This window comes from Curtobacterium sp. RIT-PI-V (genome assembly GCF_025642935.1).
Classification (GTDB): Bacteria; Actinomycetota; Actinomycetes; order Actinomycetales; family Microbacteriaceae; genus Curtobacterium.
Window position 1 is genome coordinate 12,787 of record NZ_JANZKM010000019.1, and the last position, 12,274, is coordinate 25,060.

At 70.9% G+C, this 12,274-nt stretch carries 12 protein-coding genes and 2 tRNA genes; 13 read left to right on the forward strand and 1 reads right to left on the reverse strand.

Annotated elements, in window-relative coordinates:
* The first annotated feature begins 14 nt into the window (after nt 1-14).
* The 7 genes from OGL88_RS12290 (at nt 15) to OGL88_RS12320 (ending at nt 6,628) form a co-directional block, all read left to right on the forward strand.
* Complete coding sequence (locus OGL88_RS12290) at nt 15-1,091, forward strand: ABC transporter permease (RefSeq protein WP_205464439.1); 1,077 nt, start codon at nt 15-17, stop codon at nt 1,089-1,091.
* A gap of 2 nt (nt 1,092-1,093) precedes the next feature.
* Nucleotides 1,094-2,101: an ABC transporter permease gene (locus OGL88_RS12295; protein ID WP_263091555.1), complete on the forward strand. Its 1,008-nt coding sequence runs from the start codon at nt 1,094-1,096 to the stop codon at nt 2,099-2,101.
* The gene (locus OGL88_RS12300; RefSeq protein ID WP_263091556.1) at nt 2,098-3,786 is read left to right on the forward strand and encodes an ABC transporter ATP-binding protein; all 1,689 of its coding nucleotides are present in this window, start codon (nt 2,098-2,100) and stop codon (nt 3,784-3,786) included. Before OGL88_RS12295 ends, OGL88_RS12300 begins: the two co-directional genes overlap by 4 nt.
* A gap of 148 nt (nt 3,787-3,934) precedes the next feature.
* A complete protein-coding gene (locus tag OGL88_RS12305) occupies nt 3,935-4,864 on the forward strand; it encodes an ATP-binding cassette domain-containing protein (protein ID WP_205462250.1) in 930 nt (309 codons plus the stop codon).
* Nucleotides 4,861-5,862, forward strand: coding sequence for a D-isomer specific 2-hydroxyacid dehydrogenase family protein (locus tag OGL88_RS12310; protein WP_263091557.1), 1,002 nt, complete (start codon nt 4,861-4,863; stop codon nt 5,860-5,862). The genes OGL88_RS12305 and OGL88_RS12310 overlap by 4 nt, the downstream gene beginning before the upstream one ends.
* A 114-nt stretch (nt 5,863-5,976) precedes the next feature.
* A tRNA-Asn gene (locus OGL88_RS12315) sits at nt 5,977-6,049 on the forward strand.
* A 90-nt stretch (nt 6,050-6,139) separates the two neighbouring features.
* Nucleotides 6,140-6,628, forward strand: coding sequence for a hypothetical protein (locus OGL88_RS12320; protein WP_263091558.1), 489 nt, complete (start codon nt 6,140-6,142; stop codon nt 6,626-6,628).
* A 17-nt stretch (nt 6,629-6,645) separates the two neighbouring features.
* On the opposite strand, the gene def is transcribed toward OGL88_RS12320, so the two are convergent.
* The gene (gene def / locus OGL88_RS12325) at nt 6,646-7,218 is read right to left on the reverse strand and encodes a peptide deformylase (protein WP_263091559.1); all 573 of its coding nucleotides are present in this window, start codon (nt 7,216-7,218) and stop codon (nt 6,646-6,648) included.
* A gap of 39 nt (nt 7,219-7,257) precedes the next feature.
* On the opposite strand from def, the gene OGL88_RS12330 reads away from it, so the two are divergent.
* The 6 genes from OGL88_RS12330 to OGL88_RS12355 all read left to right on the forward strand — a co-directional run bounded on the left by OGL88_RS12330 (nt 7,258) and on the right by OGL88_RS12355 (nt 12,231).
* Entirely contained in the window at nt 7,258-8,169 is a 912-nt protein-coding gene (locus OGL88_RS12330; protein WP_181437562.1) for a DMT family transporter, read from the forward strand.
* Between the two features lie 142 nt (nt 8,170-8,311).
* A complete protein-coding gene (locus tag OGL88_RS12335) occupies nt 8,312-9,523 on the forward strand; it encodes a glycosyltransferase (RefSeq protein WP_263091560.1) in 1,212 nt (403 codons plus the stop codon).
* A 10-nt stretch (nt 9,524-9,533) separates the two neighbouring features.
* A tRNA-Ile gene (locus tag OGL88_RS12340) sits at nt 9,534-9,608 on the forward strand.
* A 7-nt stretch (nt 9,609-9,615) separates the two neighbouring features.
* The gene (locus OGL88_RS12345; protein WP_263091602.1) at nt 9,616-10,743 is read left to right on the forward strand and encodes an AI-2E family transporter; all 1,128 of its coding nucleotides are present in this window, start codon (nt 9,616-9,618) and stop codon (nt 10,741-10,743) included.
* The gene (locus OGL88_RS18070) at nt 10,740-11,561 is read left to right on the forward strand and encodes a DUF1684 domain-containing protein (protein ID WP_263091561.1); all 822 of its coding nucleotides are present in this window, start codon (nt 10,740-10,742) and stop codon (nt 11,559-11,561) included. Before OGL88_RS12345 ends, OGL88_RS18070 begins: the two co-directional genes overlap by 4 nt.
* 169 nt (nt 11,562-11,730) lie before the next feature.
* Nucleotides 11,731-12,231, forward strand: coding sequence for a DUF3145 domain-containing protein (locus OGL88_RS12355; protein ID WP_235035923.1), 501 nt, complete (start codon nt 11,731-11,733; stop codon nt 12,229-12,231).
* The last annotated feature ends 43 nt before the right edge of the window (nt 12,232-12,274 follow it).

Here is a 12,274-nt window from a genome sequence, read left to right on the forward strand (position 1 = left end):
AGGCGACCCAGGACGTGAACGGCACCGATCCGACCAAGCCGCAGGCACAACGTCGTGCCAAGAGCAGTGGCGGCGGACTCGGCCGGTACGTCCTCGTCAGGTTCCTCCTCATCATCCCGACCGTCTTCATCCTGGTGACGCTCGTGTTCTTCCTGATGCGCGTCATCGGGAACCCGATCACCGCGTCGGTCGGCGGCCGACTCACCCCGACGCAGCTGCAGGAACGCCTGCACGCCGCCGGGTACGACCGTCCCGTGCTCGTGCAGTACTTCGAGTACCTCGGCGGCATCCTGCGCGGTGACTTCGGCAACGCGTCGACCGACAACCGGCCGATCACCGAGATCATCCTGCAGTACGGCGGCGCGACCGCCGAGCTCGTCTTCTACGCCCTCATCGTCGCGCTCGTGCTCGGCATCCCGCTCGGCATGCTGGCCGCGTACACGCGCGACAAGTGGCCCGACGTGCTGCTCCGTGCCCTCGCGATCCTGACGTACGCGACCCCGGTGTTCTTCGGCGGTCTGCTGCTCAAGCTCGTCTTCTCGGTGTGGCTCGGCTGGCTGCCGCTCGGCGACCGCGCGTCGACCAGGGTGGAGCTCATCCTCGACGGCATCCCCGGCGCGAGTGGCATCTACATCATCGACGCGCTCCGGACCGGCAACGCGGCGGTCATCGGCGACGTGCTGCAGCACGCCGTCCTGCCGGCGCTGACCCTCGGACTCCTGACAGCCGGCATCTTCCTGCGCCTGGTGCGCGCGAACATGATCGGATCGCTCGGCTCCGAGTACGTCGACGCGGCCCGCTCCCGCGGCGTCCGCGAGTCGCGGCTGGTCCGGACGCACGCGTTCCGCCCCGCCCTCGTGCCGATCATCACCGTGATGGGCCTGCAGATCGCGATGCTGCTGGGCGGTTCGGTCCTGACCGAGACCACCTTCGGGTGGCGCGGCCTGGGCTTCGAGCTCAACCAGTACCTGTCGGCCCGCGACTTCGTCGCGGTCCAGGGCATCGTCGCGATGCTGGCGGTGATCGTCGCGGTGACCAACTTCATCGTCGACGTCGTCGCCGCCCTGATCGACCCGAGAGTGAGGTTCTGACGATGGCCGACACCACCCTCGTCGACCGCCACGAGCCGCTCTGGAAGCGGCTGCCCGTGGTGGTCCAGCTCCGCAAGAGCACCGGCTGGCAGCGCGCCATGCTCATCGTCGGCGTGGTCATCTGCGCCCTGTACCTGCTCGTCGCGGTCTTCGCGCCGCTCCTGGCCCCGTACGGCTTCGGCCAGCTGCAGGGCGCGGACGGCGAGAGCTTCCCACGGACCGGCGCACCGAGCGCCGAGCACGTCTGGGGCACCACCGTCGGCGGGTTCGACGTGTTCAGCCGGGTGATCTACGGGGCCCGGACCGCGGTCCTCGTCGTGATCGTCGCGGTCGTCGTGTCGATCATCGTGGGCGTCCTGCTCGGCCTGGTCTCCGGCTACCTGGGCGGCTGGCTCGACCGGGTCCTCGTCGTGGTCGCCGACGCGATCTACGCGTTCCCCTCGCTGCTGCTCGCGATCGTCGTGTCGATCGTGATCTCCGGTGGCAACTCGAGCTACTCGGGCGGCATCATCGCGGCGGCGATCTCGATCACCGTCGTCTACGTGCCGCAGTACTTCCGGGTGGTCCGTGCCGAGGCCGTGCGCCTGAAGAACGACGCGTTCGTCGAGTCGGCGCGCGTGATGGGCACGAACCCGTGGCGCATCATGATCCGCCACGTGCTGCGGAACTCGACGAGGTCCCTGCCGCTCATCCTGACGCTCAACGCCAGCGACGCGATCCTGACCCTGGCCGGCCTCGGCTTCCTCGGGTTCGGCATCGGGCCGACGTCCGGCGCCGAGTGGGGCTACGACCTGAGCCGTGCGCTGTCCGACGTCGCGAGCGGCGTCTGGTGGACCGGTGTCTACCCGGGTGTCGCGATCGTGGTGCTCGTGCTCGGTGTGACGTTCATCGGCGAGAGCCTCAACGACATCTCCGACCCCCGTCTGCGTGCGCGCCGACGGCTGAAGCAGCTGGTGTCCACGCGCGACGCGCGCAACACGGCAGCACGCGCGGAAGGAACCGGCGCATGACGAACGCAGCAGTCACCCAGGACGAGCACGCACCCGTGGTCGTCGTCGACGACCTCACCGTCACGTTCGCCACCGACGGCGGCGCCGTCGACGCGGTCAAGGGCGTCAGCCTCGACGTCCGCCCCGGCGAGGTCCTCGCCCTGGTCGGCGAGAGCGGCTCCGGCAAGTCCGTCACGGCTCGTGCCATGCTCCGGCTGATGCCCGAGACGGCGACGCTCGGCGGCGCGGTGCTGCTCGACGGCACCGACGTCGTCACCGTCGGCGCGCAGAAGCTCCGCAGCCTGCGGGGGACCGCCGGTGCGATGGTCTTCCAGGAGCCGTCGACCGCGCTCAACCCGGTCTTCACGGTCGGGTGGCAGATCGCCGAGGGGCTCCGCGCCCACGGCGGCATGTCCAAGAAGGAAGCGCGGGCGAAGGCCATCGACTACCTCGGCCGCGTCGGCATCCCCGACCCCGAGACCCGCGTCGACCACTACCCGCACCAGTTCTCCGGCGGCCAGAAGCAGCGGGTCGTCATCGCGAGCGCCCTGGCCCTCGAGCCGTCGGTGATCATCGCCGACGAGCCGACCACGGCGCTCGACGTGACGGTGCAGGCCGAGATCCTCGACCTGCTCCGCCGCTGCCGCGACGAGTTCGGCACGGCGATCGTGATCATCACCCACAACATGGGCGTGGTGGCCGACCTGGCCGACCGCGTGGCCGTCATGTACCAGGGCGAGATCGTGGAAGAGGCATCGGCGACGGACCTCTTCGCGCGTCCGCAAGCCGACTACACGAAGCGGCTGCTCGCGGCGGTGCCCCGACTCGAGGCGTCGACGGGCACCGCCCGCCGCGCCGCGATCACCGAGGACGTCACCCCGCTGGTCGAGGCGAAGGGGCTCGAGATCGAGTACCCCGGCCGCCTCGGCTCGCCCGCGTTCCGCGCCGTGAAGGGCGTCGACCTGGCGATCCGTCCCGGCGAGGTCCTCGGGCTGGTGGGGGAGTCCGGCTCCGGCAAGACCACGATCGGTCGCGCCATGGCCGGACTGACGAAGGTCACCGGCGGCTCGCTGAAGGTCCTCGGCGCCGAGATGCTCGGCTACCGGGAGCGTGAGTTCAAGCACCTGCGCAAGGACATCGGGTTCGTGTTCCAGGACCCGGCGACGTCGTTCAACCCGCTGCTCACGATCGCCGAGTGCGTCGCCGAGCCGCTGGTCGTCCACAAGGAGGTCTCGAGTCCGCGTGCAGCACGGGCGCGGGTCGACGAACTCCTCGAGGCGGTCCAGCTGCCGAAGGCGTACGGCGACCGCTACCCGCACGAGCTCTCCGGTGGGCAGCGCCAGCGTGCCTCGCTCGCCCGGTCGCTCGCGCTCCGACCGAAGCTGCTCATCGCCGACGAGCCGACGAGTGCGCTCGACGTGTCGGTGCAGGCCCGCGTACTCGAGCTCTTCCTCGAACTCCAGCAGGACCTGGGCTTCGCCTCGCTGTTCATCAGCCACGACCTGGCGGTCGTGGGCGCGCTGTCTGACCGGATCGCCGTGCTCTACCGCGGCGACCTGGTCGAGATGGGCACGACGGCGCAGGTCCTCGGCGCCCCGCAGCACCCGTACACGCAGCGCCTGCTGGCGTCGCTCCCGGTGCCGGACCCTGCGGAGCAGGCCGAGCGACGGCGTACGCTGGAGCAACTGGAGAACGCCGGGTCCTGACCCGACGTGACCCGCCCAGGAGGCCCGTCCAGCGTCGTCGACGCACGCCGGGCCTCCTGGACGGTCGTCTCCACAGCTGTACGCACGACGGTCCTGCCAGCGCGGTCCGTCGCGAACCGCCGCCAGGGGGCGGCGTGGAAGGGGACCCATGATCGCGGTCAACGGACCGGCGGTCGTCGCGGACGACGTGTCGATCGAGTACCGGGGCGGACGGGGGTCCGAGTCGATCCGAGCCGTCGACGGGGTCAGCCTGACGGTGCGGCAGGGCGAGATCCTCGCACTGCTCGGTGAGTCGGGGTCTGGCAAGTCGACCTTCGCCGCCGCGATCGCGGGGCAGCTCGGGTCGCACGGCGAGGGTGACGGGGCGCTGCGCCGGCACATCGTCGGGGGCGAACTGACCGTCCTCGGCCAGAAGACCCGCGGGTTGCGCGGTTCGTCCCGCAAGCTCGAGCGGTTGAGCGGCCGGATCGGCTACCTTCCGCAGGACGGCGCCGACCGGCTCAGCCCGGACCTCACCGTCGGCGAGGCCATCGCCGAGCCGATCTACCAGCGTGACCGCCGCTTCGACCGGAAAGAGGCCGGCCTGATCGTCGCGCGCCTGGTCGACGCCGTGCACCTGCCGCTCGGCGTGATGCGGCTGAACACCTGGGAACTCTCCAGCGGGCAGCGGCAGCGCGTCGCCCTGGCGCGGGCCCTCGTGCTCGAACCCCAGCTCCTGGTCGCCGACGAACCCGCTCGCGGCGTCGACGTGCTCGTGCGCCAGTCGGTGCTCGAGGCCCTGGCGACCCTGCAGCGCAACCGGCAGTTCTCCGCCGTCGTGGTGTCCAGCGACCTGCGCGAAGCCGGCGCCCTGGCCGACCGTGTCGCCGTGATGGCCGATGCCCGGCTGGTCGGCCTCGGCACCTTCGACGAGGTCCTCGACAACCCCGTCGACCCCTACGTCAAGACCCTTGCGGCGACCGCGGCCCGCGGCGTGAAGCGTCGCCCGGCGCCCACCACTCCGCGCCGCTCGACGGCGCCACGCCGACCGGTCGCCGCCGGCACCGGCCCCCGCACGGACCGACAGGAGAACCCGTGAGCACCGCCGCCCGAGGCCACCGCGCCGTCGTCCCCACCTCCGGCGCCCCGCTGCCGATCGACGCACCGCAGCCCGGCCCCGTCGCCGTGCTGCCGGAGCCGACCGACCTGCACGTCACCGCGGTGACCGAGGCCGGCGGGACCGTCGTGCCGCTCGACGCGGACACCCGCGGGCTCGTCTGGCTGGACCCCCGCGACCCGTCCGGCCTGGCGGACGCGCTCGACGCCGCTCCGGGGATCGGCTGGGTGCAGCTGCCGTTCGCCGGGGTCGACGCCTTCGCGCACCTCATCCAGGAGCACGGCGACCGCGTGCTCTTCACCTCGGCGAAGGGCGCGTACGCGGAGCCCGTCGCCGAGCACGCCCTGGCGCTGACGCTCGGGACGCTGCGGGTCCTGCAGAAGCGCGCTCGTGCACACTCGTGGGCGACCGAGCCCGAGGGTGTGTCGCTCTACGGCCGGAACGTCGTCGTCATCGGCGCCGGCGGGATCGCGCTCGAGTACATCCGCCTGCTCGCCCCGTTCGACGTCGACGTCACCGTGGTGCGTCGCTCGGCCGACCCGGTGGACGGCGCATCGCGCACCGTCACCACCGACCAGCTCGATCACGTCCTGCCGGACGCCGACGTCGTGATGATCGCAGCGGCCATGACCTCGGGCACCGCGAAGCTCTTCGGCGAGCGGCAGTTCGCGATCATGAAGCCGTCCGCCCGGCTCGTCAACATCGCCCGCGGGGGACTCGTCGACACCGTCGCGCTGGTCGAGGCCCTGCGCACCGGTGCGATCGCCGCCGCAGGGCTCGACGTCACCGACCCCGAGCCGTTGCCCGACGGCCACCCGCTCTGGTCCGAGCCCGGCGCGGTCATCACGCCGCACCAGGCGGACACCCCGGAGATGGTCGCGCCGTTGCTCGCCGAGCGGGTGCGACTCAACACCACGGCGTTCCTCGACGGCGGCGGCGTGGGCTTCGTCGGCGTCGTCGACCCGGTCGCCGGGTACTGAGGGACGGCGCTGCACCGCGGCGCGCCCGGGCGGTGTGTCCGATGCGGTGAGGGGCCCTGCGGTGCTGCTATGCTGTTACCCGTTGTTCGCACGACATTCGCCAGCGGACAGTGATCCTCGATAGCTCAATTGGCAGAGCAGCCGGCTGTTAACCGGCAGGTTGTTGGTTCGAGTCCAACTCGGGGAGCAACAGACCCCCATCCTCTCGGGTGGGGGTCTTCTGCGTTTCGGCACTGCTCGGTGCTTGCTGCCCGGTGCTTGCTGTTAGCGTTCACAGGTGCACCGATCTCGTCCGCCCCGCGCCGTGCTCGTCGGCGCGCTGCTCGCGGCGGTCATCGCGCCCGTGCTGGTCGGGTGCAGCGGTGCCGGACCGGACACCGATTCGTCGGAGGAACCCACCAGTTCGGAGACCGGGCTCGGTTCGGGCGCCTCGCCGGTCGTGTTCGCCTTCGTGTGCGACGACGGCGACCGCGAGACCTACACGACGTACTCGGCGGTGTGGGAGGACGAGCGGACCTCGTGCACCGCGAAGCGGCTCACGGGCTCGGTGCCGTCGATGCAACAGCAGGCCGCGGTCGACGCGACCCGCGGTGACGCCACCCTCGTCGAGCTCGCGAGCACCTGCGCCGTGACCGGCACGGACCCGTGGACGTCGGCCGTGGCCGACGACGGCGCAGCGCACGTCGCCGCCGGCCTCCTGCAGTACTGCCCGGGGCACCCGGAGACCGACCACCTGCGCGACGCGCTGTCGACGTACCGGAGCTGAGCCGGGCCTCCTGGCCGTCAGCCCTCGGGGTGGTCGCGACCCGGCAGCCACGACTGGCCGGGGCCGCCCCAGCTGTTCTTGCGGATGGCCTTGGCGACCTGCTTGGCGTAGGGGTGCACCAGGCGGTCGGCGTAGAGCCAGCCGTCCAGGTGGTCGTACTCGTGCTGGAAGATGCGCGCGAGCCAGCCGTCGGCCCGGACCTCGAACGGTTCGCCGTGCTCGTCGAACGCGCGGAGCAGTGCGCTGCCGGAGCGTCGGAGCGGGAAGCGCTCGCCCGGCACAGACAGGCACCCCTCGGACTCGTCGTCCTCGTCGAGCTCGTCGACCGACTCCGGGACCGGCGGGCTGATCCAGAGGACGGGATTCACAGCGGCGGCACGGTGCAGGACGTCGTCGTCGGTGTACGAGTACACGAACAGGCGCTTGCCGACGCCGACCTGGGGTCCGGCCAGCCCGACGCCGGGGGCGAGGTCCATGGTCTCGAACATGTCGGCGACGAGGGAACGGAGGTCGTCATCGAACTCGGTGACCTCGGCTGCACGCTCGTGCAGGACGGGTTCGCCGGTGATGCGGATCGGGAGAACGGCCATTCACCCAGGTTATCCGGCGGTGGACGGTAGCCTCGACGCGTGACGACGGACCTCCAGTTGCCGGACGCAGTGAACCTCACGCCGTTCCAGGCGCTCATGATCCCCGTGGCGCTCATCGGTGCGGTGTTCCTGTCGCTGGGAGCGCAGTTCCAGAGCCGGGGCGTGCAGCGGGTCGAGGCGCGGCTGGGGCGCCAGTCGAAGGGACTGAGCGTCCGGCACGTCGTCGGGCTGGTCTCGAGCGGCTACTGGGTGCTCGGCACGCTCATGCTCGGCATCGCCGTCGTGCTGCAGCTCATCAGCATCACTTACGCGCCGCTCATCGTCGTGCAGCCGCTCGGGGCGGTCGCGCTCGTGATCACCACGTGGTTCTCCTCCCGGTCGTCGGGTGTGCCACTGGGCCGTCGGGCGAAGCGTGCGGTGTGGACGTGCATCATCGGTGTCGCGATCTTCGTCGGCATCGCGGCGTTCGTCGGGCACGAGAGCGCGATCACCCGGCAGCAGCTGGTGACCGTGCTGATCATCCTGGCAGTGGTGCTCGTGCTGGTGCTGGTGTCGTTCCGACTCGTGGCCAAGCACAAGAGCGCGCTCTACTACATCGTCGGCGCGGGCATCCTCTACGGGTTCGTCGCGACGCTCGCCAAGGTCGTGCTCAACCGGTTCGTGAACGGCACGTTCGATTGGTTGACGGTCCTGGCGATCATCGGGGTGGTCGTCGCGGCGTCGCTCGGCGGGTACTTCGTGCAGAACGCCTACTCGGCCGGTTCGGCGGACCTCGTCATCGCGGGGCTGACCGTGATCGACCCGATCGTCGCCGTCGGGATCGGCGTGGTCGTCCTCGACGAAGCATCCGGGGCGCCGTGGGGTGCGGTCGCGGGGTTCGTGGTCGCGGCCGGCATCGCCATCACCGGGGTGTTCCTGCTCGCCAAGCACCACCCGCAGACCCGCGCCTGACCGCGCCGGTCGCGGGGGCCGCGCGGGCCGCGTCACCCCGCGGTACCACGGGGTCCTCCGCGCGGCTGACGCGGCCGCCGAACCAGGTGCGGTACCGTCGGCAGTCCGACCAGCAATCGCCCACGAGAGGACGACGCCAGCCGTGTCAGGAGACGTCACCACCGCCACCGCCGAACCGACGGGTGCGACGGGCGGACACCGACCCTTGCGCATCCTGATCGCCGCGGACACCTTCCCGCCGGACGTCAACGGCGCGGCCACCTTCGCCGAGCAGCTCGCCGTCGGCCTGGCCGAGCGCGGGCACGAGGTCCACGTCGTCGCCCCGGCGTCGAGCCGACACCACGGCACCTTCGACGAGGAGCACCAGGGCGTGACCCTCGTCGTGCACCGCCTGAAGTCGTACAAGTGGCCGCTGCACGCCTGGCTCCGTTTCGTGTGGCCGTGGAGCGTGAAGAAGTGGACCGGCCCGATCCTCGACGCCGTGAAGCCCGACGTCCTGCACATCCAATCGCACGTCGTCATCGGCCGCGGGATCGTCCCCGAGGCGAACGCGCGCGGCATCCGGGTCGTCGCGACGAACCACTTCATGCCCGAGAACCTGCTCGAGTACACGCCGTTCGGCAAGTGGACGCTGCCCATCGCGCTGAAGATCGCGTGGAGCGACGCCGCGAAGACCTACCGGCTCGCCGACACCATCACGACGCCGACGAACCTGGCCGCCGACTACCTGCGGAAGGCCATCGCCGGGCAGCGGGTGCTCGCGATCTCGTGCGGGATCGACGCGTCGCGGTACGTCGCGCGCGAGGGGCGTCCGGTGGGCAACGACATCGTGTTCGTCGGCCGCGTGGCGCCGGAGAAGAACCTCGACGTGCTGGTCCGGGCCGTGGCGCTGCTGCCCGGTTCGCTCGCGGCGACCCTGACGATCGTCGGCGACGGCGAGATGATCCCGAAGCTGACCGCCCTGGCGAAGGAGCTCGGGCTCGAGGACCGCGTCCGGTTCCTCGGGTTCGTCTCGGACGAGGCCAAGCGCACCGCCCTGACGAACGGCACGGTGTTCGCGATGCCCTCCACCGCCGAGCTGCAGAGCATCTCGTCGCTCGAGGCCATGGCGTCCGGGCTGCCGGTCGTCGCCGCCGACTCGATGGCGCTGCCCCACCTGATCGACGGCAACGGGTACCTGTTCACCCCCGGCGACGAACACGACCTCGCCGCCAAGCTCGAGGCGGTGCTCACGGCGTCGGACGCGGAGTACACGGCCATGCGGGAGCGCAGTTCGGCCATGATCGAGGCACACGACATCAACCGCACGCTCACGACGTTCGAGGCGCTGTATCGTGGGGAACCGGTGGCCTGACGGTCGTCGAGGGGCGGTAGCCAAGCTGGTCAAGGCAGTCGGCTCATAACCGAACGATTCGCGGGTTCAAGTCCCGCCCGCCCTACGTGCACCTGCCGAGAAAGCGCGACACACCGCAGCAAGAGGACCACAGCCCGACGCCGAACGTGACGTTCGAGGTGACCCGTGGCGGCACCGGCGTGCGCGTCAACGCCTTCCGCATCGGGTTCATGGGTGCCATCGGTGTGCTCGTCGCGCTGCTCGCCGGCACCATCATCGGCGAGCTCAGCACCGTCCTCGTCTACATCGGGGTCGCGCTGTTCCTCGCGCTCGGCATCGACCCGCTCGTGTCGTTCCTCGAGCGACTCATCCCGCGGTGGGCGGCGATCACCGTCGTCGTCGTGGGGGTCCTGGCAGTGTTCGCCGCTGTCGTCTTCGCGGTCGTCCCGATCCTGGTCGAGCAGGCGACGAACCTCATCCAGAACTTCCCCGAGGTCGTCGACGACATCTCGAACCAGCAGTGGGTACAGGACCTGTCGAAGCAGTTCGCCGGGTCGTTCGACATCGACCACGCCCTCGAGTCCGTGCAGTCGTTCGTCGAGAACCCGGGCAACCTGCTCAGCGTCGGTGGCGGGATCCTGGCGGTCGGCAGCGGCATCCTGTCCGGGCTCACCGGCGTCCTCATCGTCCTCATCCTGATGCTCTACTTCCTCGCGTCGATGCGGGGGATGAAGCGTGCGGCGTACCGGTTCGTGCCGGCGTCCCGCCGCGAGAACTTCATCGACGTCAGCGAGCAGATCACCCAGGCGGTCGGTCGGTACGTGGTCGGCCAGGTGTCGCAGGCGCTCATCAACGGCATCCTGAGCCTGGTGTTCCTGCTCATCATCGGTGCGCCGCTGCCGGTGCTGCTGGCGTCGTTCGCGTTCCTCGGCTCGCTCATCCCGCTCGTCGGCACCCTCGGCGCAGCGGTCGTCATCTCGTTGCTCTGCCTGTTCGCGTCGCCCGCGACCGCCCTCGCCGCGGCGATCTACTACCTCGTCTACATGCAGGTCGAGGCGTACCTCATCTCGCCGCGCATCATGTCGCGTGCCGTGCAGGTGCCCGGAGCCCTCGTGGTCATCGCCGCGGTGGCCGGTGGCACGATCGGCGGCGTGCTCGGTGCCCTGGTCGCCCTGCCCGTCGCTGCGTCGGTCATCATCATCGTGCAGAAGGTCATCTACCCGCGCCAGGAGCAGGCGTGACGGACGGCTTCGCCGACCACGTCGCGGAACGCGATCGCTGGGCACGCGGGCCCCGTGGCCCGCTGGCCCTCGTGAACGCCGAGCACGTCGACCACCCGCAGTCGGTGTGGCCGGTCCCCGGCACCTGGGCACCGACGGTCGGCGGCCTCGCGGTGACGGCCGCCGCCACTGACGGTGTCGTCGTGGACGGCGTCCCGGTGGACGGCACCGTCCTCGTCGCCGGTGACACCGCCGTGGTGCCGTCCGTCGTCGTGTTCCCCGACGGCTTCGCGGGCACCGTGTCCGGTTCGACGCTGCGCGTCTGGGACCCGGCGGCGGAGCCGATCCAGCGGTTCGCGAGGATCGCCCGGTTCGACCGGTCCGACGGCTGGGTGCGGTCCGGCACGTACGTCCCGCTGGGGGATGGTCCCGGTGACGACCGGGAGGCCCGTGGCAGCGTCCTCGACGCCGCCGGCGACGCCCTGCCGGTCGCCGGGCACATCGAGACGGCCGTCGGCAGCACCACGGTCCGGTTCGTCGCGGTCCGGTCGGCAGCGTTCCGGGGCGCACCCCGGCTGCAGCTCATCGTGCAGGACGCCACGAGCGCCCTCGCCGAGGACGACCCCGGCAGCACGTACTCGATGGGCCGCTTCCTGTACCTCGACGACCCCGGCACCGCGGGCACGGTCGAGCTCGACTGGAACCTGCTCGTGCTGCCGCCCTGCGCGTTCTCGTACCAGTTCGCCTGCCCGATCCCGCCGGCCGAGAACCGCGTGCCCGTGCCGATCACGGCGGGGGAGCGGCACCCCGTCCACGCTGCGGGCACCGTCCTGCACTGAACCAGACCGCGCTCAGCGGGGTCCTTGCCGTTCCCAGCCGGAACGCTGCATAATGGGCGTGTCCGTCCGGACATCACAATCGCATACCGAATGGTTCCGAGGCTCACCGCCGCTCGGATCCTCCGCACCAGGTCGATGGGGAAGTCGCACCTGACGTATCGGAGGAACCGTGAACGGAACGACGACAGGAGTGCTCTACGTGCACTCCTCACCCCGCGCGCTCTGCCCGCACGTCGAATGGGCAGCAGGTCGCGCGATGAACCGCGCCGTGAACTTCTCGTGGCTCGACCAGCCGGCACAGGACGGTGCCCGGCGGACCGAGTTCACCTGGACCGGCGCGGTCGGTGCCGGTGCCGCGATCGCCTCCGCTCTGCGTGGCTGGGAGCACCTGCGCTACGAGGTGACCGAGGAACCGACGACCGAGTCCGACGGTGGCCGCTGGATGCACACGCCTGACCTCGGCGTCTTCTACGCGCAGACCGACGTGACCGGGAACATGGTCATCCCCGAGGACCGCGTCCGCTACGCCATGGAGGTCGCGGGCAGCAACGCGCTCGAACTCCACCGTGAGCTCCGGCTCGCGCTCGGACAGGCCTGGGACGACGAGCTCGAGCCCTTCCGCCACGCGGCCGAGGGCAACCCCGTCGTCTGGCTGCACCGCGTCGGCTGAGACTCGGGCCGCGCTGGCCGAGACTCGGCCTGTGCGACCGTCC

Coding starts and splice junctions, on each gene's coding strand:
- OGL88_RS12300 (WP_263091556.1), top strand. CDS start 2,098: ATGACGAACGCAGCAGTCACCCAGGACGAGCACGCACCCGTGGTCGTC.
- def (WP_263091559.1), bottom strand. CDS start 7,218: ATGGCCGTTCTCCCGATCCGCATCACCGGCGAACCCGTCCTGCACGAG.
- OGL88_RS12305 (WP_205462250.1), top strand. CDS start 3,935: ATGATCGCGGTCAACGGACCGGCGGTCGTCGCGGACGACGTGTCGATC.
- OGL88_RS12295 (WP_263091555.1), top strand. CDS start 1,094: ATGGCCGACACCACCCTCGTCGACCGCCACGAGCCGCTCTGGAAGCGG.